Source organism: Streptomyces sp. NPDC044033, from assembly GCF_056434425.1.
Window position 1 is genome coordinate 343,374 of the sequence record NZ_JBWKFF010000003.1, and the last position, 26,266, is coordinate 369,639.

At 69.9% G+C, this 26,266-nt stretch carries 28 protein-coding genes and 1 tRNA gene; 10 read left to right on the forward strand and 19 right to left on the reverse strand.

Annotation, left to right across the window (positions count from 1 at the left end; all coding sequences use genetic code 11):
• Positions 1-448: 448 nt before the first annotated feature.
• Genes AC07AB_RS08945 through AC07AB_RS08955 form a run of 3 tightly spaced genes read right to left on the reverse strand, consistent with a single transcriptional unit; the run spans position 449 to position 2,962 of the window.
• On the reverse strand, positions 449-1,156 hold the full coding sequence (locus AC07AB_RS08945; RefSeq protein ID WP_478562393.1) for a WbqC family protein: 708 nt from the start codon (positions 1,154-1,156) through the stop codon (positions 449-451).
• Positions 1,157-1,175: 19 nt separating this feature from the next.
• Positions 1,176-1,847, reverse strand: a complete 672-nt coding sequence (locus AC07AB_RS08950; protein WP_478562396.1) for a YdcF family protein — start codon at positions 1,845-1,847, stop codon at positions 1,176-1,178.
• Positions 1,790-2,962 (reverse strand): helix-turn-helix domain-containing protein, encoded by a 1,173-nt coding sequence (locus tag AC07AB_RS08955; protein WP_478562399.1) that lies wholly within the window; start codon positions 2,960-2,962, stop codon positions 1,790-1,792. The genes AC07AB_RS08950 and AC07AB_RS08955 overlap by 58 nt, the downstream gene beginning before the upstream one ends.
• Positions 2,963-3,080: 118 nt before the next feature.
• On the opposite strand from AC07AB_RS08955, the gene AC07AB_RS08960 reads away from it, so the two are divergent.
• The 5 genes from AC07AB_RS08960 to AC07AB_RS08980 are packed head-to-tail and all read left to right on the forward strand — an operon-like array spanning position 3,081 to position 5,317.
• Positions 3,081-3,524: a hypothetical protein gene (locus AC07AB_RS08960; RefSeq protein WP_478562402.1), complete on the forward strand. Its 444-nt coding sequence runs from the start codon at positions 3,081-3,083 to the stop codon at positions 3,522-3,524.
• Between the two features lie 38 nt (positions 3,525-3,562).
• Positions 3,563-3,997: a hypothetical protein gene (locus AC07AB_RS08965; protein ID WP_478562404.1), complete on the forward strand. Its 435-nt coding sequence runs from the start codon at positions 3,563-3,565 to the stop codon at positions 3,995-3,997.
• A complete protein-coding gene (locus AC07AB_RS08970; RefSeq protein ID WP_478562407.1) occupies positions 3,994-4,251 on the forward strand; it encodes a hypothetical protein in 258 nt (85 codons plus the stop codon). The genes AC07AB_RS08965 and AC07AB_RS08970 overlap by 4 nt, the downstream gene beginning before the upstream one ends.
• The gene (locus AC07AB_RS08975) at positions 4,248-4,760 is read left to right on the forward strand and encodes a hypothetical protein (protein ID WP_478562410.1); all 513 of its coding nucleotides are present in this window, start codon (positions 4,248-4,250) and stop codon (positions 4,758-4,760) included. Before AC07AB_RS08970 ends, AC07AB_RS08975 begins: the two co-directional genes overlap by 4 nt.
• A complete protein-coding gene (locus AC07AB_RS08980) occupies positions 4,757-5,317 on the forward strand; it encodes a hypothetical protein (protein ID WP_478562413.1) in 561 nt (186 codons plus the stop codon). Before AC07AB_RS08975 ends, AC07AB_RS08980 begins: the two co-directional genes overlap by 4 nt.
• Positions 5,318-5,865: 548 nt before the next feature.
• Here AC07AB_RS08980 and AC07AB_RS08985 read toward each other — a convergent pair.
• Positions 5,866-5,937, reverse strand: a tRNA-Val gene (locus AC07AB_RS08985).
• A 199-nt stretch (positions 5,938-6,136) separates the two neighbouring features.
• On the opposite strand from AC07AB_RS08985, the gene AC07AB_RS08990 reads away from it, so the two are divergent.
• From AC07AB_RS08990 to AC07AB_RS09005, 4 genes are all read left to right on the forward strand, one after another.
• The gene (locus AC07AB_RS08990; RefSeq protein ID WP_478562416.1) at positions 6,137-6,931 is read left to right on the forward strand and encodes a DUF4097 family beta strand repeat-containing protein; all 795 of its coding nucleotides are present in this window, start codon (positions 6,137-6,139) and stop codon (positions 6,929-6,931) included.
• Positions 6,932-7,005: 74 nt separating this feature from the next.
• Entirely contained in the window at positions 7,006-8,388 is a 1,383-nt protein-coding gene (locus AC07AB_RS08995; RefSeq protein ID WP_478562419.1) for a hypothetical protein, read from the forward strand.
• Positions 8,389-8,498: 110 nt separating this feature from the next.
• Positions 8,499-8,714, forward strand: coding sequence for an FmdB family zinc ribbon protein (locus AC07AB_RS09000; RefSeq protein ID WP_363132489.1), 216 nt, complete (start codon positions 8,499-8,501; stop codon positions 8,712-8,714).
• A 130-nt stretch (positions 8,715-8,844) separates the two neighbouring features.
• The gene (locus AC07AB_RS09005; protein ID WP_478562422.1) at positions 8,845-9,489 is read left to right on the forward strand and encodes a DUF4383 domain-containing protein; all 645 of its coding nucleotides are present in this window, start codon (positions 8,845-8,847) and stop codon (positions 9,487-9,489) included.
• A 15-nt stretch (positions 9,490-9,504) separates the two neighbouring features.
• Here the strand turns inward: AC07AB_RS09005 and AC07AB_RS09010 are convergent, their stop codons facing one another.
• From AC07AB_RS09010 to AC07AB_RS09025, 4 genes are all read right to left on the reverse strand, one after another.
• On the reverse strand, positions 9,505-9,948 hold the full coding sequence (locus tag AC07AB_RS09010; protein ID WP_478562425.1) for a PAS domain-containing protein: 444 nt from the start codon (positions 9,946-9,948) through the stop codon (positions 9,505-9,507).
• A 94-nt stretch (positions 9,949-10,042) separates the two neighbouring features.
• Positions 10,043-10,843, reverse strand: a complete 801-nt coding sequence (locus AC07AB_RS09015; protein ID WP_478562656.1) for an HAD family hydrolase — start codon at positions 10,841-10,843, stop codon at positions 10,043-10,045.
• Positions 10,844-10,923: 80 nt separating this feature from the next.
• Complete coding sequence (locus tag AC07AB_RS09020) at positions 10,924-13,395, reverse strand: phosphoribosyltransferase (RefSeq protein WP_478562427.1); 2,472 nt, start codon at positions 13,393-13,395, stop codon at positions 10,924-10,926.
• A 35-nt stretch (positions 13,396-13,430) separates the two neighbouring features.
• Positions 13,431-14,600 carry an HpcH/HpaI aldolase/citrate lyase family protein gene (locus AC07AB_RS09025; protein ID WP_478562430.1) on the reverse strand — a complete coding sequence of 390 codons (1,170 nt, stop codon included), beginning with the start codon at positions 14,598-14,600 and terminating at the stop codon, positions 13,431-13,433.
• 355 nt (positions 14,601-14,955) lie between these two features.
• On the opposite strand from AC07AB_RS09025, the gene AC07AB_RS09030 reads away from it, so the two are divergent.
• A complete protein-coding gene (locus AC07AB_RS09030) occupies positions 14,956-15,861 on the forward strand; it encodes a TerD family protein (protein ID WP_478562433.1) in 906 nt (301 codons plus the stop codon).
• A gap of 28 nt (positions 15,862-15,889) precedes the next feature.
• Here the strand turns inward: AC07AB_RS09030 and AC07AB_RS09035 are convergent, their stop codons facing one another.
• The 11 genes from AC07AB_RS09035 to AC07AB_RS09085 form a co-directional block, all read right to left on the reverse strand.
• Positions 15,890-16,636 carry a TerD family protein gene (locus AC07AB_RS09035; RefSeq protein WP_478562659.1) on the reverse strand — a complete coding sequence of 249 codons (747 nt, stop codon included), beginning with the start codon at positions 16,634-16,636 and terminating at the stop codon, positions 15,890-15,892.
• A 107-nt stretch (positions 16,637-16,743) separates the two neighbouring features.
• A complete protein-coding gene (locus AC07AB_RS09040) occupies positions 16,744-17,910 on the reverse strand; it encodes a DUF475 domain-containing protein (RefSeq protein WP_478562436.1) in 1,167 nt (388 codons plus the stop codon).
• A gap of 50 nt (positions 17,911-17,960) precedes the next feature.
• Positions 17,961-18,536, reverse strand: coding sequence for a TerD family protein (locus tag AC07AB_RS09045; protein ID WP_478562439.1), 576 nt, complete (start codon positions 18,534-18,536; stop codon positions 17,961-17,963).
• A 621-nt stretch (positions 18,537-19,157) separates the two neighbouring features.
• On the reverse strand, positions 19,158-19,592 hold the full coding sequence (locus tag AC07AB_RS09050; protein WP_478562442.1) for a hypothetical protein: 435 nt from the start codon (positions 19,590-19,592) through the stop codon (positions 19,158-19,160).
• Positions 19,589-20,968, reverse strand: a complete 1,380-nt coding sequence (locus AC07AB_RS09055; RefSeq protein ID WP_478562445.1) for an ABC-2 family transporter permease — start codon at positions 20,966-20,968, stop codon at positions 19,589-19,591. Before AC07AB_RS09055 ends, AC07AB_RS09050 begins: the two co-directional genes overlap by 4 nt.
• Positions 20,969-21,105: 137 nt before the next feature.
• A complete protein-coding gene (locus AC07AB_RS09060; protein ID WP_478562448.1) occupies positions 21,106-21,819 on the reverse strand; it encodes an ABC transporter ATP-binding protein in 714 nt (237 codons plus the stop codon).
• A gap of 176 nt (positions 21,820-21,995) precedes the next feature.
• On the reverse strand, positions 21,996-22,931 hold the full coding sequence (locus AC07AB_RS09065; RefSeq protein WP_478562450.1) for a M48 family metalloprotease: 936 nt from the start codon (positions 22,929-22,931) through the stop codon (positions 21,996-21,998).
• On the reverse strand, positions 22,928-23,380 hold the full coding sequence (locus AC07AB_RS09070) for a BlaI/MecI/CopY family transcriptional regulator (protein ID WP_478562453.1): 453 nt from the start codon (positions 23,378-23,380) through the stop codon (positions 22,928-22,930). Before AC07AB_RS09070 ends, AC07AB_RS09065 begins: the two co-directional genes overlap by 4 nt.
• Before the next feature lie 39 nt (positions 23,381-23,419).
• Positions 23,420-24,232, reverse strand: coding sequence for an ABC transporter permease (locus tag AC07AB_RS09075; protein ID WP_478562456.1), 813 nt, complete (start codon positions 24,230-24,232; stop codon positions 23,420-23,422).
• The gene (gene ccmA / locus AC07AB_RS09080; RefSeq protein WP_478562458.1) at positions 24,229-24,954 is read right to left on the reverse strand and encodes a heme ABC exporter ATP-binding protein CcmA; all 726 of its coding nucleotides are present in this window, start codon (positions 24,952-24,954) and stop codon (positions 24,229-24,231) included. The genes AC07AB_RS09075 and ccmA overlap by 4 nt, the downstream gene beginning before the upstream one ends.
• A complete protein-coding gene (locus AC07AB_RS09085) occupies positions 24,948-26,228 on the reverse strand; it encodes a lanthionine synthetase C family protein (protein WP_478562461.1) in 1,281 nt (426 codons plus the stop codon). Before AC07AB_RS09085 ends, ccmA begins: the two co-directional genes overlap by 7 nt.
• Positions 26,229-26,266 lie beyond the last annotated feature (38 nt).

Genomic DNA, 26,266 nt, shown 5'->3' on the forward strand with positions numbered 1-26,266 from the left:
GACGAGTACACGCCGTCCAGGCCCGAGTCCTTGCCGCAGAGGGGCCCGGGCTGCATGACGCGCCTCACTGCTCAGGCATGGGACGGGGAGGCGGGCAAGGCGACCTGCCGGACACTGCGCCTGCTGGCCCTGCCGTATGCCGCTCCTCCGACTACCGCGAGGAGTGGCGGCCGTGATCTATCGCCTGATGCGTGACCTCATCACCGACCGCTACTGAACCGGGACCGACTACCGGTAGAACGCCAGGTGGATCCCCTAGACCCTGGCTAGGCCGCCGCGAGCAAAACGGCGGCGTCGGACCGCGCGGGGTACATGTGTGGTTCCCCCCAAGGCTGCGTGTATATGCGAGCGCACCGCATCCGTATGGCGCTACGGGTGAGGTACAGGTGACCATGCCGTGACAGAGATGCCGTCCTCGGCCACGGAAAGCCTGCGCGGCTCAGGCATGTCATTCCCCGCCGTCGAGGTCGGCGGGGAGTGCCTGGAGTCGGGCAGCCAGTGCCTCCGGCCCGAGCGCCGCGAAGGCCCACAGGGCACTCAGTCGGCGACCGGAGGACCAGATGCTGCTGCTCGGCGGCCGGAACAAGATTACGTCGACTCCCTGATCTGCGAACGGGGCCTCATCGAGGTACTTTGCGCCGCCGGTCCCGCAGATGTACGCGCGGGCACCAGTCACTGCGGCAAGGTCGGCAAGGCGCTGGGATCTGCCCGGCCGTGCGGGCAGCTGACTGCTGGTGAAGATCTGCCCCTTCCAGCCGACCAGGCCCAGCAAGGCGCGGGTGGAGGTCTCGGCCACCGCAGCAGTCCGGCCGGTGGCGAAGGCGTCCAGCACTGGGGCGAGAGCTTCAGCGAGGACGGGCCAGTGCGGGCTGACGCCATAGTGCTGCCTCAGCATCCCCACGGCCCTGCGGCGGGCCCGGTCCGGGTCGACGATCACCGCGTCCCGGATGAGCGTGGGCCGTCCCTGGGGCAGGTGGGTGGGGATGGTCAGCCACTGGTGGCGAGCCGGATCGTCGAGGCCGGCGAGACGGGCGCGCTGCTGGTAATCGCAGCGGGCGAACTGTACGTCGTCCAGGACGATCCAGTAGTCCGCTGCGAACAGCTTGGCCAGCGTGGTCAGCCGAGGCAGGAAGTTCGGCTGATGGATGGCACACAACCCGCCCGGCTCGGGCAGGTCAGGAGGCGATGAGGTAGTCGGTGAAGCCGTCGCGGACGAGGGATTCGTAGGCTGCATGCACACCCTCCGGGACAAACTGTGGGATGGCGAAGCCGAGTTCCGGGTACTCGGTCACCCGTTGCAAGTCGCCGACCATCATGCTGATCACGGTCTCTTCATCGCCCATGGACTTGACGTAGGCGTCGAACGACACTGGGGCGGAGGCGCAAACCACTTCGACCTCGGGCCACTGCATGCGGCACGTGGCGAAGGCCCGTCGCTCCATGTACGGCATGGTGACCAGCAGCACGGAGCCCGGCCGGACACCAGCGGCCGTGAGGACATCCCGTGAGTAGGCGATGTTCTGCCCGGTGTTGGCGGCTTTCGGCTCCAGCAGCACCACGTGCGCGGGGACGCCCAGCACACGCGCATGTTCGTTGAAGTGCACCGCCTCACCCCGAGGAAAGACGCCGCTGGTGGCTGGGCTGTTGCCGCCGGTGAACACGAGGGTGGGGAAGAGTCCGGTCTCGTACAGCTCGGCCGCGTAGGCAGCCACGCCGATGTCGTTGCAGCCCAGCGCGATAGCCGCGTCGCATGGGCGGGGTTCGTGACGCATCTGGTGGTAGTCCCAAATCAACTGGGCGGCCTGCCGCTGCTCCTCGGTGATTTCCTGCGGTCGTCCGTCCGCCACTCGTTGCTCCCTGGTCTGTGATGTAGAGGTTTGAAAGCTCCCTCGCACGTCCGCCTGATGGCCTCGATGCTGCGTAGCTGATGGCCGAGGCCGGACTCCGCAGCGATCTGAGCGGCTTCATCGAGAAGACGGAGCCCATCGCCACGCGTGACGGGGTCGGTGCGCAGGATGTGGGCTTGAGCGGTGATCAGCTGTACCCGTTGCATTGGGGACTGCGCGCCGCCCGTGGTGCAGGCGACGTCCAGGAACCGCAACGCAGCCGTGAGGTCGCCGGCACCGCGGCGGGCGAGAGCCAGTTTCTGGTGCGCCACCGCCCAGTCATCGGGTTCGGCGAGGTCCTCGAAGTCACGGGTCGCGGCGATCATGACACGGGTCGCGAAGTCGTGGTTGCCGTCCTTGCTCAGCGCGGTCCCCACCCACAACCGGGCTTTCGCACGATCGCGAGGGGAAAGCCGGTCGTCGACTGCGAGGGTTTCGTAGCGGCGGGCGGCGATCTCCAGTATCCCGGACATCTCCATGACGACCGCGAGGGACAGGTCGATCTGGGCAACCCGGCGAGGGATTGCAAGCTGTATGAAGACCTCGCGTGCGCCGGCATAGGAGTGCTGGGCCGACAGCAGTCCGACGAGGGTCCCCTGGTACCGCTTGAGGTCGGCGAGCAAGGCGGTCGAACGGGCGAACAGATACAGGCCCTTCTCGTCCAGCTCAGGGGCCTTGAAACGGCCCAACCACCGGCTGAGCAGGCTGTCGGCGAAGGCAAAGTTCTGCTGAGACAGGGCGACCACGACCCGGTCCAGGTCATCGGCCCATGACTCGTACTCCCAAGCCCGGGGACCGGAGGCGCTGGCCCGCCGCTGGGCGGGGGCCAACGTGCTGGTCATCTCGGACAGGAGTGTCTCGAAGCGCAGGTGGACGGTAGCGTCCGCGCGGCCGAGCGCGGTGTCGAGGATGGCCTGGGTATCGGGTCTGGGCTCGGTGACGGCGAGTTTGGACTCCCACTTGGAAACCGTGGCCACCCCCAGGCCGAGCCGCTCAGCGAAGGCCCGCACGCTCAGCCGAAGAGCAAGGCGCAGCGCCTTGGCCTCCAGGCCGGTCCAGCGGTGCACGGTCGCCACACGCCACTCCTTTCCGCCAGTCATCGAAGCACAGTCGTGCAGTCGGTGGTACGGAAGTGGAACGGAAGTAGAACAGGCGGTGATTGGCTGGACGTTGGACAGCAGCCACGCTCTGAGCATGGGACTTATCACGGAGCACCACCAGGTCAGTGGCCCGGTCGTCTACGGCTTCCTGCGCCTGGTGCGAGTCTCCATGGCCCGGCGGGCGGCGCTGACCGCTTCGCTCACCGAGTACTGCCGCAGCCACGAGTTACTGTTCTCCGGCGTTTTCACCGACCGCGACGTGAGCTCAGGCGCTGACTCCGCGGCGTTCACCGGATTGCTGGACGTTCTGGCCCTGCCGGACGTCTACGGGGTGATCGCCCCGGCTATGTCGCACTTGGGGCCGAAGGCCATAGCCGCGGAACGTGGGCGCTGGATTGAGGCGGCTGGCTCCCGGCTGTTGCTGGTCCGCCGCCCATACACCGCACACCCGAGGGGCTCCCGCCCCAGCCTGGGAATCACCCGCGCCCTGGACACCGAGTCACACGCCGCGGCGGACACACGGCGGGAAGGTATCTGATGTTTCCCCTGAAGCAGGACCATGCAGCGGCCAGGCTTTTGACAACCAGTCAGGAGTTGGCGCAGGCGGCTGAGGATGAGTGGTGGCGCCGCCGTGTCGCCCTGTTCCTGGTCGGGCCGGCCTGGGACGCGGTGAAGTTGCCGGCAGCGCTGGTGCACCGTGCCGCCCAGGGCGGCGACCGGGGGCGTGTACGGGCCGTGCTCCACCGCCTCGGCGCCATCGGGCCCGTCCTCCTCGAACGCGAGGTCTACATCGTCCTCGTCCCGCCCGGCACCGCCACCACCTGGGACGCGGCGGCCGAGTGCATGACGACCACCGACCGTGAAGCCCGCTACATCGGCCTGCCCGTACCCCACGCCTGCGAAGGACCACGGGCCCACTGGATCATCCCGCCCGGCTCCGCCCTCAGTCCCTCGTCCGCCGTGCGCGCCCTCATCGCAGCAGGCACGGAAGCCGAGGAGGCCGAGTCGTGAACCGCTACGGCAACGGCGGACTCACCGTTCAACAGGCCCTCGACGTCGGCCCTGTTCTCGGGCATGCCATGGAGATGTTGCAGCTCGCCATGTGCACCCGGGCTCTCAACGAGGCCCGGACGGCGGTCTTCGCGCACCGGCATCTGCTGCCGGACGACGTCCTGATGCCGATCACGGCTGCCTTCCGGGCCCTGGACGACGCCGTGCGCATCGCCAAGAGCCGCCCCTACCAGCACCTCACGGACCACCCATGAACACCACCCGCCGCACAACAGGGACGTGCTACCCGTCGATGGCCACCTGGCTGGCCGCATCCTCCCCAGAGCCGCGCGCCGTCCTCGCACTGTGGGCCCAGGGCCAGACCGCCACGCTGACCACCGGCTCCTGCTGGGACACCGTCGAGATGCCGCTGGGCCTCGCCAGTCTGGCCTCGACTTACCTCACCTACCGCGGCCAGCACGTCGGCCCGTACCTGCTCTGCGGATCGGAGCGCACAGCCTGGTGGCTCGTAACAACCGGCGGCAACCACACGCTGGCCGCCGCCGAGCAGGTGAAGGTACTCCCCACCGGCTGCCCGATCACCGCACCAGCACCCGGAAGAACGTACAGCGGGGACCGACTGTGGGTCCTCCCCGAAGCCACCCCCGAAGACCCGCGACCATGGCAGCGGCTCACCTCACCCGAAGCCCTGCACACAGCCGTCAACGAGGCCGTACGATCCCGCCCCGCCACCTACCGAGACCAGCCCGGGGGCGCGTCGTGAGCGTCTGGTCCCCGCCCCGCGGCGACGGACTGTCCGAACTGCGCGCCGGCCGCTGGTGGGACGCGGTACAAGTGCCGGATGCTGTGGGCCCTTGGATGCGGTCGGCCGGGCTGGTCGACACCGCGCACATCGCCGACCCCACCAGCGGCAACCTGCTGTGGCTCGTACCGCCCGGGAGCACCGAACGGTACCGCTGGGACTGGGACCGCATCTCCCGCTACACCACCCTGCGCACCGGCTACGGCGACGCCATAGCCGTGCCCCACACGGGCCGGATCACAGGGCCGGGGCCCCACTGGTCCCACCCCGACAACTGGCGCGGCGGCCCACGCGGCTACCTCACCGACCCCCTCACCCTCAACACCGCCCTCGACGCCGCCACCCTGATCCTCGGGCCACCGGCTCACCGCTGTGCGGTGTGCGAGCGGGCCGCCTGGCCGGAGGACTGCCAGCAGGTCCTCGTCCCCAACGGGCCGACCGTGCACCGCGACTACGCCCACTCGATGTGCGCGCTCGCCGCCCGGCTCCAAGCGCCCACCGCCGAGCACGACCCGTAGGAACCCCTGAACTGGGCCGCCGGTGAACCGCATCCCTGACCCCTCACCGGCGGCCCGCTTGATGGCCCTCACGGGCGCCTCGTTCCCCAGACGGTGGCCGTGAACGGCCGCCCAGCGGCGCAACGGCCCACCCATATCCACCAGTTCACGCCACCAGACGCCGCACCTCAGTCAAAGCGCCCCGCACCGTGCCCAACAGGCCACGGATCGGCCCCACTTGAAAAACGAAGGCCCCCGCTGACACATGCGGCGGGGACCTCTTCCTACGCGGGCTCGGCCTCCCCGCCACGGCACACGGCACACCGCACCCCAGGTGATGAGAGATGCGCATCAGGCGCGCGAGAAGGAAGGAGGAAGGAAGGAGGAGCCGCGACCACCCCTCTCCTACACGGCGCTCACGTACGGCGCTTCACGCCGCCCCCGCGAGGTGCCCCATCCCCGTTTCGTGAGGATGGGGACTTTCAGCGGACTTCCTAGATGGAAAAGGCCCCTGACCGATCACGATCAGGGGCCTTCATTCAGCCGCTCACCTGCGGCTACGCACTATGTGGGCACAGCTGGTTTCGAACCAGCGACATCTGCCTTGTAAGGGCAGCGCTCTACCGCTGAGCTATGCGCCCGTGAACGAGGTGACAGCTTACATGGCCTGGACAGGCGGGCCGCACCCGGTGGGGCGGGGGTTATCCCTACCCTCTTTCCGGTAGTGAGCTGGATCGTTCGGGCGGTGATCGATTCGTAGGGTTGCGGCGATGGTGCGGGCCGGTCGGCCGGTGCCGGATGATCTTGCTGCTCTTTACCGAATCCCACCTGGAGACCACCGTGGCATCCCGCACCAGCCCGCACACCCGTCGCCCCCGGGCCGCCGCCCGTACGTCCCTCATCGCGGTGGGGGTACTGGTGGCCGGGGTCGCCGTGGCCGGGTGTGGGGGCGATGCCTCGGATGCGGAGCCGGAGTACAAGTCCTTCTCGCTCAGTGGGCGGACGCTGACCGTGGACAGTGACAACTCGGAGCTTGAGGTGGTGACCGCCGGCGGGAAGGACGCCAAGGAGGTGAAGGTCACCCGGTGGTTCGAGGGGAAGAGCATCGGCGGGTCGGCGAAGGCCGACTGGGCGGTGGACGGGGACATCCTCAAGCTGCGAATCCACTGCAGCGGGATCAGCTCCACGTGTTCCGCCAAGCACAAGGTGGAGGTGCCGGCCGGGGTCGCCGTGACCGTCAAGAGCGACAACGGGCCGGTGCGGGCCGAGAGCATCAAGACCGCGCTCCACGTCACCGCGCACAGCGGGCCGGTCACGGTGCGGGACGCCGACGGGCCGCTCGACATCAGCACGTCGAACGGCGCCGTGAAGGCGACCGGCATCACCTCGCGCCAGGTCAGGCTGGAGACCTCGAACGGGCCCGTACACCTGGCGCTGACCCGGGTTCCCGACAGCGTGGACACCACCACCAGCAACGGGCCCGTCGACATCGAGCTGCCCCGCTCCCCCTACAAGCTGGATGTCAAGACCAAGAACGGCTCGCAGTCGGTGGACGTCCCCCGGGACGACGCCAGCAAGCACTCCGTCACCGTCCACACCAGCGACGGCCCGGTGAAGGTGCGCACCGCGAACTAATCGGCCGGTGTGTTCGTCCTTAACGGGTGGGAGAATGGCATCCGGGCCAGGGGCGATCCATCGGGAGAGGGCAAGTGACGGCGACACTCGCGCAGTCTGTACGACCGGTACGCCGCCGATTCGCCGGAGCCGCGGCGGTCCTCGGCGATAGCGTCGCGCTGGCGCTGCTGCCACTGCCGCTGCTGCTCGCCGCCGTGCCCGCCGCCTTCGCCGGAGGCGGTACGCGGCGCTGGGGCTGGGGCCGCGGTGAGGGCCAGCGGGCCGACGCGCAGGCCGCGAAGGACGCCGCCGCCGCGGCCTTCTACGAGTTGGACACCGCCCAGCGCGACCTCCAGATCTCGATCGAGACGATCACCGCGGTCGACGACTCCCCGGCCGCGCGCAAGGCCGCCGCCGACTTCGCCGCGTTCGGAGAGCGCATCGACCAGGTCTCCACCGCGTACATCACGGCCGTCGACGCCCACGACCTCGACCGCGACGACCTCGACGCCGGGGCCGCCGCCCGCGCCCGCGGTGACCTGTCGAAGGCCAAGGACGAGCTGGAGCGGGTCAAGGGCGATCTGGAGCGGTTCGGTCAGGGGCTCGGGCCCCTGCTGGGCACGGCCGAGACGCAGCTGGCCCGGCTCGCGCCCGCCGTGGAGCGGGCCCGGCAAGGGCTGCTCGCCGCGAGCAACGCCCTTGACGCGGTACGGGCCGCCGGGCTCGGCGCCGACGATCTGGCCGCCCGGCTCGCCACCCTCGCCCCCGAACTGACCAAGCTCAACCAGGGCGCCGGGCAGCACGGCGTGCCGGAGACCATCGCCCGCGCCGACCAGGTGCTGCGGGAGGCCGAGGCGATCCGCGGCGAGGCCGAGCACCTGCCGCAGAAGGCCGCCGAGATAGACAAGCGGCTCGTCTCGCTGCGCACCCGCGCCCAGGCCATCACCACGCGCGCCGCCGGCGTCGCCCCGGTCCTCAGCGAACTGCGCCGCCGCTACAGCGCCGCCTGCTGGCAGGATCTGCAACAGGTTCCGGAACAGGCCGAGCAGGCCGTGCGGCAGGCCGAGGAGAAGCTACGGGACGCCCGTACGGCGCGGGACGCGCAGCGCTGGCCGGACGCCACGGCCCTGCTCTCGACCGCACGAGCCCTGCTGAACACCACCGACGAGGCGGTCTCCGCCGCCTCCGACCGGCTGCGCAGGCTCGACGAGGTCTCCTTCGACCACCAGAAAGAGGTCGAACGGACCCGCTTCGCCATCCGGGACGCGCAGCGCCTCGCCATGGCGGGGCGGGCCACCCCCGACCCGCGGACCGCCCGACCGCTGGACGACGCCGTGGCGCGCCTCGACCGCGCCGTCGACGCGCTGACCGGCCGGCACCCCGACTGGTGGCACTTCCTGACGGAGACGGAAGCCGTGCGCCAGACGGCCGCGAGCGTGGTCCAGAAGATCCGCGAGGCGCGCGGCGCCGGGAATTAGCGCCGCCCGCCCCCGCCGTCTGCCCCCGCCGTCTGCTCCCACCGCCCGCGCCCGCCATCCGCCACCCGCCCCGCCGACGGGCCGGGGCATCGCTGGATATGCTGCCTGGCATGCCCCGTTACGAGTACCGCTGCAAGACGTGTGGTGTCACCTTCGAGCTCAAGCGGCCCATGGCCCGGTCCGCCGATCCCGCCAGCTGCCCCCACGGGCACGGCGACGCCGTGAAGCTGCTGTCGACCGTCGCCGTGGGCGGCGCAGCCCAGGCCCCGCAGGCGCAGGCCGGGGGCGGTGGCGGTGGCTGCTGCGGCGGTGGCTGCTGCGGTTGAGTTGAGCTGACCGGCCCTGGGCGGACCCTGGGAGTACGTACGTGTGGCGCGTACGCGCGACGCGCGCCGACCGCGTACGTACGGCCCAGAACGCACCTCCCTCAGCGCACCGCAAAGGAGGGCCGGAACCATGGCCACAGGCCACGCCACGCACGGGCCCGAGCACATGAGGCCCCGGCGGCAGCGTCACGGACCCGCTCCGCAGCGCCACGGTCCCGCTCATCAGCGGCACACCCGGCTCGACGAGCACCTGCCGATGGACCACCGCCTCAGCAAGGTCTACCGCGCCGGAGCCGGGTTCACCGGTCTGGTGCTGCTCGCCTTCGGAATCCTTGGGCTGATCGACCGGGTGGGGTTCTTCTCGACCCGCGGTGACACCGTCGCCGAGCTCAACACCAACGGCACGCTGAGCGTGCTGTCCATCGTCGTCGGCGTCCTGCTCTTCGCCGGCATGGTCATCGGCGGCAACTTCGCCTCGACGCTCAACATCGGACTCGGCGCGCTCTTCATCCTCAGCGGCTTCGTCAATCTGGCCCTGCTGGACGGCCGCTACAACTTCCTGGCCTTCCGCATCCAGAACGTGCTCTTCAGCTTTGTCGTCGGCGTGCTGCTGCTGATCTTCGGGATGTACGGGCGGGTCAGCGGCGGGCTCCCGCACGACAACCCGTACTGGCGCGCCCGCCACCCGGAACAGGCCGCCCGCGAGGACCGGGCCCGAAGCCGCCGCGCGCTCGGCCACTCGGCGGGCCCGCCGCACACCGGCCCGCCGAGGTGACCCCGGGGAGAGACCTCAGGCCCCCGCACGCTCCGGCGCGGCCTCCAGCAGACGCCGGCGGATCTCCTTCTCCTGCGCACGCCGCGCGGTGACGTCCCGGATGACCGCCCCGACATGGTCCCCGCCGCCGTCGGCGGCGGCCAGCATCACCACGCTGAACTCGATCGACAGCTTCCTGCCGTCCGCTGCCAGCGCGGGGACGGCCAGGAGGTCGTCCGCGCCGTACCTGCTCGTCCCCTTCTCCATGGCCGTCCGGTAGCCGTCCCAGTGCCGCTGCCGGTGCTTCTCGGGGATGATCACGTCCAGGCTGCGGCCTTCGACCTCGGCGGCGGAGTATCCGAAGATCCGCTCCGCACCCTGGTTCCAATAGCGGATCAGACCTTCGCGGTCGGTGATCACTATGCCGTCGGGGGCCTGGGCCGCCATGCCCAGCACCACTTCGGGGTCCAAGTTGTCCATGACGCCTCCAAGCCTGGGCGATCCATCGCCGTGACTGCGCAGATCTCACCGAGATTGTATACAGTCGACCGGGCGGGAGGCCACCCCGGCCGGCTCAGCTCCCCGCGACGGCCCCGGCGAAGGCCCGTACGATCTCCTCCCCCGCCGCGACGCCGCTCGCCTCCACCGCCGTGACATGCGGCGCGGACCAGCCCTCGGCCGCCAGCTCACCGTGGCCGGGCCGCCAGCCGCGGTCCGCGGCGAGCAGCAGATCGGCGTCGAGGAGCGAGTCCCCGGCGGCGAGCACCGTCTCGGCGCCGGTACGGCGGGCGACCTCGGCGACGGCCGCGCTCTTGGTGAGCGGCTTCGGCACCGCGTAGACCTTGCGGCCCTGCACGGAAACCGTCCAACCGCGGCCGTCCGCCCAGGCGGCCAGCTCCTTGACCCAGGCGTCGGGCAGCAGGGCGCGCTCGACGACGAGGTAGGCGAAGAGATCGGCGGCGGTGCGCTCCTTGAGGAGCCAGGCCGGGTCGGCGGAGCGCAGGAGGTGGCCGCGGACCTCTTCGAGCCCGGCGCACTCGGCGGCCAGCGTCCGCCGCACCCGCGCCTGCCAGTCGAGGTCCGGCTCACCGTGTACGAGCAGTTGCCCGCCGTTGGCGCAGATCGCGAACTCCGGCGCGGGGCCGGGTAGTTGGATGCGCTCGTACTGTTCGCGGGTGCGCGTGGTGGCCGGTACGAAGTGCGCGGCCGAGCGCAGGCCCGCGAGCAGGGCGGCGGCGGTCTCCGTCAGATAGGAGAGCGGCCGGTGCTCGTACACCTCGACGCAGAGCAGCCGGGGCGCGGCGGCGTCCGGCATCCGCAGGTCGAGGGCGGCGGCGGAGTAGATGAGCGTGCGATCGAGATCGCTCGCGATCATGGTGGTGGCGGAGGAGGCCGCCTTGGCGGTCGTGGTCGCGGAGGCCGTCACGGTCGTCGCGGCCGGGGCATCGGTCCTCGTCACGGGGCCGTCACCGCCGTGCCGTCCGCGCCCGTCGCGCCGCGCGTGTACCGGGGGTGGATCAGGCCGACGCAGCTGTACGGCAGGTCGTCGGTCTCCTCCACCGGCACCCCGCGCTGTTCGGCCAGCATCCGTACGTGCGCGAGGTCCGCGCCCGCGCCCCGGCGGGCGAGGATCTTCCACGGGACGCGGCGCAGCAGCACGCGGGTCGTCTCGCCGACGCCCGGCTTGACGAGGTTCACGTCGTGGATGCCGTACTCCTCGCTGATCCGCTCGACGGCCGCCCAGCCCGCCCAGGTGGGGGTGCGGTCCGCTGCCGCCAACTCCTTGGCATCGGCGGCCACTTGCTCCTCCACCTCACCGAAACGGGCCTCGATCGCGTCCAGGAAGTGCCGGGACACGTCGGACGCGGCCAGCTCCCGGTAGAACTTGGCGCCGTGGAAGTCGCCCGGCCCGACGAGGTCGGCGCGCAGCACGGTGCGTGAAATGAGCCCGGATACGGTGGAGTTGAGGCAGGCGGAGGGTATGAGGAAGTCGTCGCGGGTGCCGTAGGTGTCCACGCAGCCGCCGGGGTCGGCGAGTACCGCGATACGGGGGTCGAACCCCGCGCAGCCCTCGATGTCCCGCAGCGCCTCGGCGAGTTCGCGGGTGATCGCGCCCTTGCCCGTCCAACCGTCGACGAAGACGACATCGGACGGGTCGTGGTGGGCCGCCAGCCAGCGCAGCGCGGTCGCGTCGATGCCCCGGCCGCGCACGATCGAGACGGCGTAGTGCGGCAGGTCCAGGCCGTGTGCGTAGCGCGCCCAGCGCCGCAGCAGCACGCCTACGGGCGTGCCGGCCCGTGCGAGCGAGACGAGTACGGGCCGGGGCGACCGTTCGGCGAGCAGGGTCTCGGTGACGGCGCCGACGGCGCGCGCGATACGGGCGGCGGACGCGTCGAGCGCGGACCGGAACAGCTCCTGGTACGCGTCGCTCGGCTGGTACTCCACCGGCAGCGACTCCGCGTAGTGCGCGCCGCCGTTCTGGACCGCCTCCTCGCGCTCCTCCGTGGGCGCTTCGAGCGGCACCGCCGAGAGGTCCTGGAGCAGCCAGCCGACCTCGTCGGGCGCGTACGAGGAGAACTGGGGGCCGCGCAGCGGCTCTGGCATGGGCGGCGCCTGTCTTTCGGCTTCGGCGGGGGGCTCGGCGGCGGGTCGATAGGAGGGGATGACGGCCAGCAGCACCTGCCCCGCATGGACGGAGAGCTGCGCCAACAAGCCGCCCGGAGCGTGGAGTTCGGGGGTATCGGCGGTGGAGTCGACCACGGCCACCACGGCGTCGAAGCCGCCGCCCGCGACGTTGTAGGCGTACCGCTCGCCGGGGCCGTCGGCGGGCGTGTCGTGTGCGGGGAAGGCGAGGCGCGTGCGGATCGCGTAGCCGGGGTCGTCGACGGCGAGGACCGGTGAGCGGGTGGTGGTCGAGGAGTAGACCTCGGCGCGCTCCCCCAGCGTGGCGTCGAGCGCGTCGGCCAGCCGCAGCGGCGCGTACATCAGCTCCTCGAAGCCGAGGACGAGCACGCGCCGGGGGGTTGCACCCACGGCCTCCAGCGCCCCGGACCCGTCCCGGAGCGCCCCGGCGATACGGTCCGCCATCCCCGGCAGCGCGGCCTCCAATGTCGCCCGGTGCCCCGGGGTGAAGCCGTGCCGGCCGCCGTCGGGCAGCCCGCCGGGCCAGCCGAGGTCCACCCGGCGCACGGCGCGCCCCTCCCGCGAAGCGCCCCCGGACACCGCCGGCCCCTCGTGCTCCGCGACCAGCTCGCGCCCGCGCTCCAGCACCCCCTCGGGCAGCCGCACCGTACCCGTCACCAAGGCCACCAGGTCGATGCGCGCGCCCAGTTTCGCCGCGAAGTCGGCCAGTCGCGCGCGGTCCGCCCGGGAGCGCATGTCGACCAGGGCCACGATGACGTACCGGTCGCGCGGATAGCGGGCGTGCAGGGCGGCGATGGTGTTGAGGACCGTACGGCCGGTGGAGAACTCGTCGTCGACGAGGACCAACGGGCCGTCGCCGCGCAGGAGTTCGGGGTTCTCGGGGAGGAGGAGGTGGGAGGTGGCGTGGCTGTGCTCCTCCTCGAAGCCGCCCACGGGGTCCGTGCCCGCGACCGGGCGGCGGGTCGAGTGCAGGTAGGGGGCGAGGGCCAGCCCGTCCGCCGCGCTGTGGCCGAGGCCGGTGGCGGTCTCCGCGTAGCCGAGGACCACGGCGCGCGCGGCGTCCGCGTCGCCGAGCAGCTCGCGGACCCGGCGGCCGAGGCCGTACCCGGCCCCGTACACGGCGGCAGGCCGCTGCGGTACGTGCTTGCCGAGCACGTTGGAGACGAGCAGGTGGGCCCGTTTGGGGTTGCGCCGCAGCGCCAGGCCCAGCAGCTCCGGCAGCCGTGGGTCGCCTTCGAGCCCCACGCCCAGCCGGTCCGCGACCCACTGTCCTGACCACACCACGCCGTGCTCCGCTCTCTCGTCGCTGCCGCGCTCGTTCACGCGGTCCGCAGCCCTGCCGCCAGCAGCTCCACGAAGCTGACGTCCTCCCGTGCGACGCCGAAGACCTCGGCGCGCAGCATGGTCCGCTCGGCCCAGGCCCGGTGCGGCTTCACCTCGTTCATCTTGTTGGTGTAGGCGGACCGCAGCACTCCGCCGCCGTCGCGGCCGGGCCGCAGGATGTCCTCGGCGTCGCTGAACTCCTCGTGGCTGACGACGGACAGCGCGTGCACGGGCGCGACGTGCGAGGGGTGTATGCAAGTCTTGCCCTGGAGGCCGTTGGCCCGGTCGAGCTCGATCTCCCGCAGCAGTCCGTCGATGTCGTGCTCGATGAGGGCGGTGCGCAGCGCCTCGGCCGAACCGGCGAACGGGCTGCGGCGCAGCTGCGGTTTGAACATCCGCTCGTGCTGGCGGAAGTACTCCCATACGGGCCCGGTGACCGTGAAGCCCGTGCCGTCGGCGCGGCCGAGGACGTTGACGACGTCCGCGATGACGGAGGCCACGAGCTGGACGTCGTACGCGGTCATGTCGGGCGAACGGCGCAGCCCGTACGCGGAGCAGAAGTCCGTGACGCCGAGCCGCAGGGCGAGCACCCGGTCGCGGTATTTGTCGATGGTGCGGGCGATGCCGGCGAGCGTCTCGGTGCGGGTCTCCAGGTGGAGCAGTTCGGGCGATTCGAGTACGGGCATGGTGAAGAGCCGCCGCCCGCAGCCGCTCTCGGCGGCCAGCGTCGCCTCCAGGAAGGGGACGCCGCGCTCCTCGGTGAACTTGGGCAGCACGAAGCCGGTGAGCAGCCGCCCGGCGCGGCCGAGCCGGCGCGTCAGGTCGGGTATCTGGCGGGGCGTGCGGACCCGGATGAACAGGAGCGGCAGGCTCGCGTCCGCGCCGCGCCCGGCGAGGTCGGCGAACTGCCGCACCAGGTTCTCCTCGGCGCCCGGCACGTCCGCGTCGTCGATGGAGTCCTCCAGGCAGAGCACCATGGAGACCACGCCCCGGCCTGCCTGTCTGAGGATGTCGTCGGCGAGGCGGGGCCGGGTGGCGGGGCTGTAGAGCGTGGCTCCGAGGGCGGTGGCGAGCGTACGGGCCGGGGAGGCGGCGGTGAATTCGCCGGGCTCCCGGTGGAACAGGGCCTCACGTTCCTCGGGTGCCAGATATCCGAAATGCCTCATCGTTCTCTCCGTCGCGCGGCGGCCCTCCCTCGACCCGTCCGGTCCGGAAGCATGGCCGATTATCGTACGTCCGGCGGTGGGGCGAGAGTTCCCGGCGCCCGGTGCGTCCCCCCGGCGCCTGCGGGGCCGCGCCACGCCCTCCCGGATGCGCGCGGGTCGTATTGGGCACCGGGTCCGTACTGGGCACGCGGGTCCGCCCAGGGCACACGGGTCCATACCTCGCGATCCCAGCCGAACCCCCGGCCCCACGCGTCTGCGCGAAGGTCCGCGCGGGCGAGTCCGCACGGGCAGGTCCAGCCGACCGGCGGTGCCCCTGCGTTGTCCCCGCGCGGACCCAGCAGGCAGGATGACGGGCATGACGCACGCGATGCTGAAGGGGTCGAACATCCCGCTGGAGGCCCAGGCCGTACGGACCGTACTGCGCTGGACCCCCGGCCCGGGCGTCCCGGACGTGGACGCCTCCGCCCTGTTGATCGGCGATGAGGGGCGCGTGCGCTCGGACGAGGACTTCGTCTTCTACAACCAGCCCCGGCACCCGTCCGGCCTGGTGCGGCACCTGCCGAAGAAGCGGCTGCCGGAGGGGCTGACGGACACGGTCGAGACGGACTTGGCGGCGCTGGACGCCTCGGTGGACCGGGTGGTGCTGGCCGCGTCCTCGGACGGCGGCGCCTTCGGGCTCGTACGGGACCTGTGCGTCCTGCTGTACGACTCGGCGGCCGAGGAGGGCGGCGAGCCGGTCGCCCGCTTCGAGGTGCAGCCCGAGACGGGCGACGAGACCGCGATGATCTGCGGTGAGCTGTACCGGCGCGGGGACGGCTGGAAGTTCCGGGCGCTGGGGCAGGGGTACGAATCGGGGCTGATCCAGCTGGCCACGGAGTTCGGCATCTCGGTGGACGAGACCGACGCCCCCGCCGAGGACGGCCCGGCCGCGCCGTCCGCCGCCGAGGCCCCGGCCCGGCCCGGGCACGAGCCGGCCTCGGAACCGCCGCCGGTCCCCGCCCGGCCGCCGGCCGCCGGGGCCGGCCCGATGCCGGCTCCGGCCCCGGCGGCGGACGGCGCGCCGCAGGACCCGCCGCGGCCGGGCGCGGGCTACGGCTATCCGCCGCCGCCCACGGTCCCGCCGCAGCCTGTCGCCCCGCCCGCGGCCGCCTACGGCTATCCGCCGCCACCGCAGCCGGCGTACGGGTACCCGCAGTACCAACCGCTGCCCGACCCGGCCTTCCGGCTGCCGCCGCAGGGACCGCAGTTCCAGAACCGCTAGCGGTGCGGGCTCGGGAGGGGGCCTGCGCTCACACCCTGGACTTGAACCCCCGGCCCCACTGGAGCCCCCAGCCGTAGAGCCGGTCCAGCTCCGCCTGGAAGCCGTACACGTACTTCACCTCGCGGCGCAGGGTGATCTCGCCCTTGTTGTTCTCCAGCATCGCCACGGCGCAGGAGCGGGCCTGCGGCGCTCGCTCGGCGAGCGAGATCTCCACCCGGGGGCCATTGCCCGGGTAGAGGGTGACCATGGCGTGCGTACGGTCGAAGGCGGGTGTGCCGTCGTAGATGTAGACGAAGATCAGCAGCCGCTTGATGTCCTCGTGGTGGTCCATGTTGACGTAGATCGTCTCGCCCGACGGCGAGCCGAACCGGTCGTCGCCGCTGAGCTGCACGTACGGCGCGGTGTTCAGGCTGCCGAGGAAGTTGCCGAGCGGCTGTACGACGCCCTTGGTGCCGTCCGTGAGCTCGTACATGCAGGCGAGGTCGAGGTCGACGTTGACGACGGCGGGGCCCTGCGACTGGACGACCTCCGGCCTGAACTTGCCGAAGGGGTGGCGTATCCCGCCGCCACCGCCCCTGCTGACCTTCTCGTCGAAGTCGGAGGTCCGCATCCGCCAGGACAGGTTGACCCGCAGGTTGCCGGTGAGGGCTCCTTGCTTGGTCAGTGAGACCGAGGGATGACGCTTGGTCAGTTCGACGGCACCGGACGCGCTGCCGCTGTCGAACTGCTGCGCCGCCCCGCTCCAGTTGCTGAAGAAACCGCTCCAGAATGCCACAGAATGCACACCCACCTCTCACCCCGCTCGGGCCAACTGCCGCGGGGCGGCCGGGAGGTTGGACCTCGCGACCGCCCCGCTCAGAGCGTTCCTCAAACTTACCTTCGTCACACTCCGGAGGTGACCTCGGCCTTGTTCTCGGAGTTTTCTCCCATGGCCTCCACCCGCCGGTTTCTGACCAGCGAGGACCAGAAGGAGGCGGCGATCAGTACCACGCCGACGAGGCCGGTGATGACCTCGTTGATCTCGTACTTGATCGTGATGAGCAGGATGACGGCGAGCGCGCCGATCGCGTAGTGCGCGCCGTGCTCCAGGTACACGTAGTCGTCCAGGGTGCCCTTGCGGACGAGGTAGACGGTGAGCGACCGGATGTACATCGCGCCGATGCCGAGGCCCAGCGCCAGCTCGAAGATGTCGTTGGTGACGGCGAACGCGCCGATGACGCCGTCGAAGGAGAAGGAGGCGTCGATGACCTCAAGGTAGAGGAACATGAAGAAGGCGGCCTTGCCGACGAGCCCGACGACGGAGGGCTCGCCGTTCTTCTTGGCGGCGGGCGCTGCCTCCGCCCCTTCCTCCGCGTCCTCCGCGTCCTCCGCGTCCTCCTCCATGTCTTCGAGCCGGTTCTCGAAGAAGCCGGAGATGCCGCCGACGATCAGATAGGTGACCAGGCCGCCGATGCCGGCGAGCAGTACGGTCGCGCCCTTGTCGAGCGTGCCGTGGCCGTTGTGCACGGGCACCGCGGTGGCGAAGGTGGTGGCCGAGATCATCAGCACGACCATGGCCACGACGACGGAGAGGGTGTCGAGCTTGCCCAGCTTGGCGAGCGGCTTCTCCAGCCAGCGCAGCCACTGGATGTCCCGGTCCTCCAGAATGAAGTCCAGGAAGATCATCAGCAGGAACATTCCGCCGAACGAGGCGATCGCCGGGTGGGCGCTGGTGACCAGGGCCTCGTAGCGGTCGTGGTCGTTGATCGCGACATTGACCGCTTCGATGGGGCTCAGTTTGGCGGTGATGGCCACGATGACCACCGGGAAGACGAGCCTCATACCGAAGACGGCGATCAGAATGCCGACGGTGAGGAACATCTTCTGCCAGAACGGGCTCATCTTCCGCAGGATGCCGGCGTTGATGACCGCGTTGTCGAACGAGAGCGAGATCTCCAGGACGGAGAGGATCGCGACTACCGCCAGCCCCTGCCACCCCCAGAGCAAGCCGGCCAAGGCGAGGCCGGCGGCTGTGATGCCGAACGACCAGCCGAATGTTCTGAGGAGCACTGGCTACTCAATCCTTCTCTAAGAGGGATTCCCCCGCGTCGAGCGCGGCTTTACGAAACGTTGACCCCGAAGTCTAGAGCGATACCGCGCAGACCTGACGCGTACCCCTGGCCGACCGCGCGGAACTTCCACTCCCCGCTGTGCCGGTAGACCTCGCCGAAGATCATCGCCGTCTCGCTGGACGCGTCCTCGCTCAGGTCGTAACGGGCCAGCTCGCTGCCGTCGGCCTGGTTGATGACGCGGATGAACGCGTTGCTGACCTGGCCGAAGCTCTGACCGCGCAGATCCGCCTCATGAATCGAGACCGGGAAAACGATCTTGTCGCAGCTGGCGGGCACCTTCGAGAGGTCCACCAGAATCGATTCGTCGTCGCCCTCGCCCTCACCGGTGAGATTGTCACCCGTGTGCTCGACGGAGCCCTCGGGGCTGGTGAGGTTGTTGTAAAAGATGAAGTACTCATCACCGAGCACCCGCCCCGACTGGCACAGCAGCGCACTGGCGTCGAGGTCGAAGGGCGCGCCGGTGGTGGAGCGCGCGTCCCAGCCGAGCCCGACGGTCACATTCGTGAGGTTCGGCGCGGCCTTGGACAGGGAGACATTGCCTCCCTTGGCGAGCGTTACGCCCATGGTCTTGGTTCCTCCCCGCAGTGGGTGTCCTAGCGCGTCCGGCGCCGCACTCCCTCCAGGGTGCCTCCTCGAAGGCCCCGGGTCTCCTGCCGAAAGGCAGCAGCGGGTGTGCGGCGCCGGACGCCGGTGTGGCTGGTCAGACGTTGACGCCGAACGTCTGCGAGAGCGTCTCTGAACTGCGTAATTCGCAATCGGAGGCTACCCGGTCCGGTACAGCATCAGCACGATGTTGATCCAAGTTGCTTCAACCAGCACTATCATGCCGCCACCGGCTCCGCCGAGCGCGTCTGTCTTCAGGGTGCACCACCCCGGTGCCCGGAGTGAAACGTAGCCTGCACGACCGGTCGTAGACGCGTGCGATTGTCCACCTGCGCCTTGTCGGTACGAGGCCGCAGCCAGCGGGGCCCTCGCTCCGGGGACGCGGGGGGGGTGACCAACCTCCTATGGACATCTCAAAGCACCTGCACGCGCTCAGTCGTCGGCGGTGGTGTGCTGTTCGCATTGGTGTGGCCGGAAGAGACCTGACCGTGCCGGCGACCGCTCCGATGCCATACGGGGCTCAGTGACACTGGACCGGTGCTGCCGCCCGGCGCCCGAGGACGCCGGGCAGGGGCGGGGTTCTCAGCCGGTGGTCGAAGGCGTGGTGGACTGCACATGCTTGGCCCGTTCGACGCTGCAAACCTGCATGCCGAACGTGCGCAAGCGCCACATGGTCTTCGTTTTCGAGGATGCCTTGAGGGTGTCCGCGCTGGGCAGCCCCTTCTCGTCGTGGGCGACGTTGTTGAGCGCGTACTGCTTGCCTTCGGGCGTGGTGAAGATGATCGCGAAGCCGCTGTATCGCGTCTTCACGCAGGAGACCGTCCCCTTCTGCGGCGTGATCGGCCAGGCATCGCCGAGTTGGTGGGCGCTGATGGACTGAGGGTTGTGAGTGGCCGGCGGCCACTTGGTGATGGCATCTCGCTCCTGCGAGCAGCCGACGAGCAGCAGAGCTGCGGCCAGTGCGGTGACCACCGAGGCCGGCAAGCGCGTCCCAGTCAGAGGGGAAGTGGAAGTCATGAGGTTTCCGCTGCCTTTCGTGCCGCGCGAGTGATGCCTGCGATGAAGAGGGCCGTCGCCGCGACGCTGATGGGGATGGTGAAAGCCATCCGATACAGGTCGAGGTAGTTGGCCCACGAGTAGGGGATGAACGGCCACACGGCTTGCTGCATGGTTGTGCCGCCGACGAGGACACCGAAGAGGATTCCGATGATCCCCACCACCAGTGCCGCTGGAGGGGAGAAGCGGATGCTCAGCCAGAGAGTGAAGGAGGTGAGCAGCGCTCCGACGACCGTGCTGGTAAGAGCGAGTGGCCAGGCATGGCCGACCGGGATCCCCGAGACGAGGTATACGAGGGCGGTGAGGACGGACATGGTGACCGCGACTCCGATGACGAAGGCGGTCAGCGCGAGGGCCGGTCCGGACGTTCCCGTGGTGCGGCAGGCGACAGCCCGCCAGCCCTGGCTTCCAGCGCCCCACGCCACCAGGCTCAGCACGAGGGTCCCGATAGGCAGGACCAGCAGGGTGAACAACTGGATGCTCCCGTCCGGAGTATGCCAGGACAGCCATAACGCGATGAGGGCGAGTGTGGTCGGACACAGCCAGGTCAGCGCGGTCCCGCGGAGGGTGCTGACCATGGCGAGTACGACGCGGGGGCGGCCCGGCCGGGCCGGTGCGTTCGCCGTCGTCGCACCTGTGACCGCGCTCCGGCCCGATGCGGGCGAGGCGGGAGGAGGAGCCGTCCGGTGGCGGGCGGCTGCCCCGCCGGTCGGCAGTCGCAAGTGGGGCAGCAGGAGGAACGGTACTGCTAGGAGCGCGCCCAAGACAGTGGGAGGCCACGGGGAGCCGGCGGCGAGCTCCGAGTGGGCTTGCAGGGCCATACCGTTGGCATGTGTGCCGATCACCGGCAGCGCCCCCCGGCCGAGCCAGGCGAACGGCAGGACCGTCCAGGACCCGGACTCGGCGGTGACGACGGACAGCATCGTCCAGATGAAGCCAACGCCGAGCACGGCGCCCCAGGGGGCCCGCTGAGCGAGCCACAACAGTATGGCCAGCAAGCCCAGTTGGGACAGCCAAGGCACCATGACGGCCTCGGCAGCGCGGCCCGCTGGGACGCGCTGAGCCGCCGAGGCCAAGCCGAGAATCAGCATCGGGGCGCCCGCACCCAGCAGATTGAGCAGCAACGTACGCAGGGCGAGGGCGACGAACCGGCTCAGGTTGCGGCGACGGGGGGTATTCGGCCGGCACCGCGTGCCGCCGCCCCGCGCGGCATCCTCGATACGGGTGGCAGTGGCCACCAGCAGCACCACGAGCATGGGGCCGACGAACATCGCCCACAGGTTCTGATAGCCCAGGACGTCCTTGAAGTCCTTGCCCGAGCCGGCCGAGGCGAACATTGCGGAGCTGACGAGGGCGAACGCAAGCCCGCCCAAAGGCAAATACGCCACTGCGCTGCGCCGCCAGGTAGCGAGTTCGGCCTGTAGGGCGGCCGAAAGACCGGGTAACGGTGCGGGCTTCGCGAACGCGCCGCCGGTCATGACGTCACCGTTCCGGCTCCGTGTGCGGCACCGGCCATCTGGAAGTAGGCGCGCTCGAGGTCGCCGTCCGGAGCGAGGTCGGCGAGGGCGCCCTGGTAGCGCAGGCGTCCCGCCGAGATCAGGCCGATGTCATCGGCGACGGAGGCTACCTCACCGAGCAGGTGGCTGGAGAGCACAACGGCGCGTCCGGTGGCGGTGAAGCGGCGCAGCATCGTACGCAGTGCTGCGATGCCCTCCGGGTCCAGGCCGTTCTGCGGTTCGTCGAGGATGAGCACGTCGGGATCGCCCAGCATTGCGATCGCCAGCGCCAGACGGCCCTTCATGCCCGTGGAGAAGCTCTTGGCCTTCTTCCGGTCCATAGGGTCCAGTTCGACTTCGGCCAAGGCTCTGTGCGCCTCGGTTTCCGGCAAGCCGAGCAGGTGGGCGTGGATCATCACGTTCTGTTTGGCGGACAAGTGGCCGTAGAAACTGGGCCCATCGACGCTCGCTCCGATGCGGGACAGGGCTTGCCGACTCCAGGGCCGGCCGAACAGCCGTACTTCACCCGAGGTGGGGAGCGTGAGGCCGAGGACCATTTTCAACGTGGTGGATTTGCCGGCGCCGTTGGGCCCCAGCAGGCCGTAGACCTTCCCCGGACTCACCGAGAGGTCGACCGAGTCGACGGCTGTTGCGTGACGGAAGGCCTTGGAGAGGCCGCGGGTCTCGATCACAGGTGCGTCCGGGGGCGAAGAGTCCTGGTCGCGAGTGGGGTGCATCAGTGCGGAATCCTTTCTGCTACATCATGTAGCAAATAAGCCTGCTATGCGGCGTAGCAGTTGCGAGCGCACGGACGTGCGGTCCGTGCGTCTTCTTGTTGGTCGATGAGCGGTACCGCCGGTGGGCCGACTCAGAGAAGAAGGGCCACCGCGGCGGCGACGGCAACTGCCGCCCCGCGCACTGTCCAAGCCTGCGAGGGCGGGATCACTCGGGGTGGGCGGGCCAGCGCCTGCGCCCGGTAGGTGAGTTCGACCCCGGGGTCGAGGAACCCGGTACCGACCCCCTCGGCCGTGATGCCCTGGCGAGCCGAGCGGGTCATGGCCTCTATCTGCGCACACAGCGCCCTGGCCACGGCCGCGGCGCCATCGGCCTCACGGGCGCTCTGGTCCGCCCAGATCTCGGCGGCCAACCTCAGCTCGGCAAGCACCGCCTTACGGCCGGGGATCCACCACCACGAGCGCAGCACACAGGTCGCGATGAAGATCCACAGCGGGTGACGCGCCCTGGCATGGGCGCGCTCGTGCTCGATGATCGCTGACGCCTCGGCAGATTTGACCACTTGGGGGCCGAGGACGATCCGCGGGCGCAGCAGGCCGACCGTGGACGCCACCCCCTGTGCGGCCTGCCCCGGTGCCGTTGTGATCCAAATGTCGCCACACTGCTGGGGTGCCAGCAGGGCGACAGCACGTCCCGTGCGTACCGCATTGGCAGCCCCGGCGGCGAACGACACCAGCAGACAGGCCAGAGGAGCCGCCGAGGCGGCGAGCATGAGCTGTGTCGCGAGGGCCGTCAGCGGGTGCCGGCTCTCGATATCCGTGATCCCACTGCTGATCCCCCACGCCATCGGCGCCCGCCACGGCAACGCGTCGCGCAGCGGACTGTGCGGCACATAGGGGACCGCCATCGCCAGGAGTGGCGTAACAGCGGTAGCCATCGCGAGAACGAACCGCTCGCGGGCCGGTAACCGCACCGAAAGGCGGCGCAGCAGGTGCCACAGGCCGACCGCGACCAGCGGACACCACCAGGCGAGCACCACCTGGGGGTAGCCCAGCCAGCTCGCCCTCACGCGTCGGCCTCCGGCGCCGCCCGGCTGGGCCCCCCGGCCTCGGCACCACCCTGTAGATCGGCGATGCCGGCCAGCAAGGCGCGCACCTGGGCGAGCTGATCGGCATCGCCGCTCACGTTCTGGACGAAGTTGGCCACAGCCAGGTCACCGAAGCCGTCCATCACACGGCGCACCTGCTCGGCCGCCACGTTCTGCTCGACCTCGCGGCGGGTCTGCTCAGGCCAGTACACGTAGTGGCGACCCTCCTTCTCCCGCCCCAGCAGCCCCTTGACGACCAAGCGCTCCATCACGGTTTTGACCGTGGTGTACGCCTGGCCGCTACCGAGACGCCGCGCGCACGCGGCGACGTCCATCGCGCCGGCCGACCACATGACCTCCAAGATCGCCAGCTCAAGGGGTCCGAAATAGCCTTCCAGGCCTTGGCGTTGAGACTTTCGCCACGATGACATGCTACAGAGCATAGCAGTTGTTTCCGGATCTGAGCAGGATCAGTATTCGCCGAGCGAACCAGCCCGTCGGGCCCTCGACATCCCGGCCGCGAACACCACCATCCCGACAGGCAGCATCACCGCGGCCCAGATCGCCATGTGCCCCAGCGCCGGTGCCACGTCACTCAGGCCGGCGTCGACGAGAAGGGACTTGCGTATCCCGTCCAACGCCTGGGTGGTAGGAAGCGCCCGCGCCACGGCCTGGATCCAGCCAGGGAGTATCGAGACCGGATACATGACGCCCGACAGCAAGGTGGTCAGCATGGTGATGCCCCATCGCACGGGATCACCGCGCTTGGTGATGAGCAACACTCCACAGCCGGCAAGACCGAAACTGCCCAGTGTGAGGACCAGCAAGGCCAGCACGGCCAGGGTCGCGAGCAGGTTCACCGACAACGGGATGTTGAAGATCACTCCAAAGAAGCCGAACATGACCACCGAGCCGAACGTCGTGCCGATCAGGCCGACGGCACCGGAGTAGAGCATGATCCGGGTCAGCGGCACAGGCATCACCACCGCCGGTTCCAGAGTGCCCGTTCGCTGCTCGACCTGGAGGTGGTTGCTGAACGCCCCGAGACTGACAGCGACGAAACCGGTGAACACGGACCCGGACATCAGGAAGCTGATGATGTTGCCGCCATACCCCTCGATGCCGTTGAACGTGTTCCCGTCCTGGAGAAACTTGCCCATCAGGAGGAACTGGACCAGGGAAACCAGAGAGGTGATGGTGCCAAGGGCGATGGCCGTCCTGTAGGAGCGGCGCTCCCAGTAGATCTGGAGTACGTGAACACCGAACTGCCGGACGACATTCACCGAGACTCCTGAAGGTCTGCTCTCCGGCCGGGAGAATCGGATGGGATGCCGGGGTCAGGCGTGGCGGGAGGCGACGTAGGCAGCACGTTTCCGTTCTCGATACTCAAAAACTGATCCGTCGCCTTCGCCACGTCACCCTCTCCGTGCGTGGAGAACAGCACCGAGCCACTGTTGTGCGCGTAGTCGGTGATGATGCGGTGGAATCGAGCGACGTTCTCGCTGTCGAGATTCGCCGTCGGCTCATCGAGCAGCAGCAACGGCGGGCTGCCCAGCAGGGCACGGGCCAGACCGAGGCGCTTGCGCTGCCCCAGCGACAGCCGCATGAACTGAGTTCCTGCGTGATCGGCCAGCCCCACCTGGTCGAGTAGGCGTGCTGTCTCCTCCTTCGCCCGAACGCCGAAGAGATTCCGCAGTGAGGCGTAATAGCGCAGGTTCTGCGCACAGGTCAGCCGGAAGTAGAAACTGCGCTCCGGGTACAGGCACACCCCCAGGTGCGCCCGAGCTGCCGTGGCACGGCGCGCCACGTCATAGCCGGCGATTTGCACACTGCCGGCCGTGGGAGTGATCAGCCCGCACAGGATCTTCAGCAGGGTGGTCTTCCCCGCCCCGTTGGCGCCGAGCACCGGCACGATCTGCCCGGCCGGCACGGTGAAGCACACCTCGTTGAACAGCGGAGCCGCAGCCTTGCGGTAGAACATCGACATCTCGCAGACAGTCAGCATGTGACGCCTCCGCACAGGAGGCGTTCCGCCGCGGTGAGCCGATCGCCGCCCAGGGAGATAAGGGCGACCGCAGCGCCACCCGAGCCGGTCAGGAAACCCGGCGAGTCCGTCTGGGCACCTGGGACGTTGTTGTTTCTCAGCCCGAAGACCATGTCACCGTCGGTCATGGCCAGGAGTTGCTCCACCGTGTACTGCGCGGGTCCGTCCCAGTGCCTACCGTGAGTTCGGGCCACCGCGCAGATGTGGCGTTGGACGCTGATCTGCCCGGCGAGGCCATGGCACAGGGACGGGTTGTCGATTTGCCGGAGTTCGTGCGGGCGGCGCTCGACCGACTCGAGAAGTTCGATCGCGGTATCGAGGAAGGCCGGGTCCACCGGCGCGCAGTTGGCGAGCGCGACCGCCGCGCCGAGATTTCCATAGCACCAGGCCGATCGCGCGAGCCCGCTCTGTTCGTGCTGTCGGGCGGCGGGCAGCCGGAAATACGGGAGATCGAGCCCGTAGTCGGTTTCCACCAGGCAGGCGGTGAGCATCTCGCCCAGCCTCGCCGCCGTTTTAGGCAGCGTGGCCGGGCCGGTACCACGGGCGGCTGCCGAACCGAGGATCGAGGCGACTCCCGCGATCCCGTGGGCGAATCCCAGGTTGAGATAGCCGTCGTGCAGGTGCGGAGACCTGGTCCGCTCGATCTCCGTGATCCTCCTGGGAGGTGTCCAGAGCCCCGCAGGCGCGGGTATGGCGGCCAGACCGCAGAATCGGTCAACTATCCGATCGAGTGCATCACGACGGCGTTCGTCGGCGTCGCCCGCGGTGAACAGGTACATCGCGGCACCGGCGAGCCCGGAGATCACGTCGTAGCTCGCGCTGGAGAGTCCTCCGGCAGGCGGCAGGGTGGCCAGACGTTGCTCGATACGCGTGATCAAGGTCGCTTCCACATCGTGTAGCGCCCGCTGGTACCGCTCTCCACCACGGGACAGGGCCCGCAGCACGTAGGCGACGGCCGCGGTCCCGTTGACCAGGCCGACCCCGAGGTCCGCGGCTCGGGTGTAGTGGTCGAGCATGCGCCGGGCATGCTCGAACGCGAGCTGATCCCACCCGTCATCGGGACAGAGCTCGTCCGCGGCCGAGTACACGAGAGCCAGGCCCAAGTCGCCCGGATCGGTGCTGAGCGGGTGCCAGGCCTCGACCAACTGTGCCGTAAGCGGATCAGGCACACGCAAGTCGGCGAACTCGCCCTCATAGTCGCGGATCCGGTGGAGGATTTCCCAACCGGCTTTCACCGCCTCGGTCCTGGTGCGTCCAGCTATGGACGGCGGAG

Coding starts and splice junctions, on each gene's coding strand:
- AC07AB_RS09005 (WP_478562422.1), top strand. CDS start 8,845: ATGGCCACAGGCCACGCCACGCACGGGCCCGAGCACATGAGGCCCCGG.
- AC07AB_RS09015 (WP_478562656.1), bottom strand. CDS start 10,843: ATGATCGCGAGCGATCTCGATCGCACGCTCATCTACTCCGCCGCCGCC.
- AC07AB_RS09025 (WP_478562430.1), bottom strand. CDS start 14,600: ATGAGGCATTTCGGATATCTGGCACCCGAGGAACGTGAGGCCCTGTTC.
- AC07AB_RS09050 (WP_478562442.1), bottom strand. CDS start 19,592: ATGACTTCCACTTCCCCTCTGACTGGGACGCGCTTGCCGGCCTCGGTG.
- AC07AB_RS09055 (WP_478562445.1), bottom strand. CDS start 20,968: ATGTTCGCCTCGGCCGGCTCGGGCAAGGACTTCAAGGACGTCCTGGGC.
- AC07AB_RS09045 (WP_478562439.1), bottom strand. CDS start 18,536: ATGGGCGTAACGCTCGCCAAGGGAGGCAATGTCTCCCTGTCCAAGGCC.
- AC07AB_RS09000 (WP_363132489.1), top strand. CDS start 8,499: ATGCCCCGTTACGAGTACCGCTGCAAGACGTGTGGTGTCACCTTCGAG.
- AC07AB_RS09070 (WP_478562453.1), bottom strand. CDS start 23,380: ATGTCATCGTGGCGAAAGTCTCAACGCCAAGGCCTGGAAGGCTATTTC.
- AC07AB_RS08975 (WP_478562410.1), top strand. CDS start 4,248: ATGAACACCACCCGCCGCACAACAGGGACGTGCTACCCGTCGATGGCC.
- ccmA (WP_478562458.1), bottom strand. CDS start 24,954: ATGCTGACTGTCTGCGAGATGTCGATGTTCTACCGCAAGGCTGCGGCT.
- AC07AB_RS09030 (WP_478562433.1), top strand. CDS start 14,956: ATGACGCACGCGATGCTGAAGGGGTCGAACATCCCGCTGGAGGCCCAG.
- AC07AB_RS08960 (WP_478562402.1), top strand. CDS start 3,081: ATGGGACTTATCACGGAGCACCACCAGGTCAGTGGCCCGGTCGTCTAC.
- AC07AB_RS09010 (WP_478562425.1), bottom strand. CDS start 9,948: ATGGACAACTTGGACCCCGAAGTGGTGCTGGGCATGGCGGCCCAGGCC.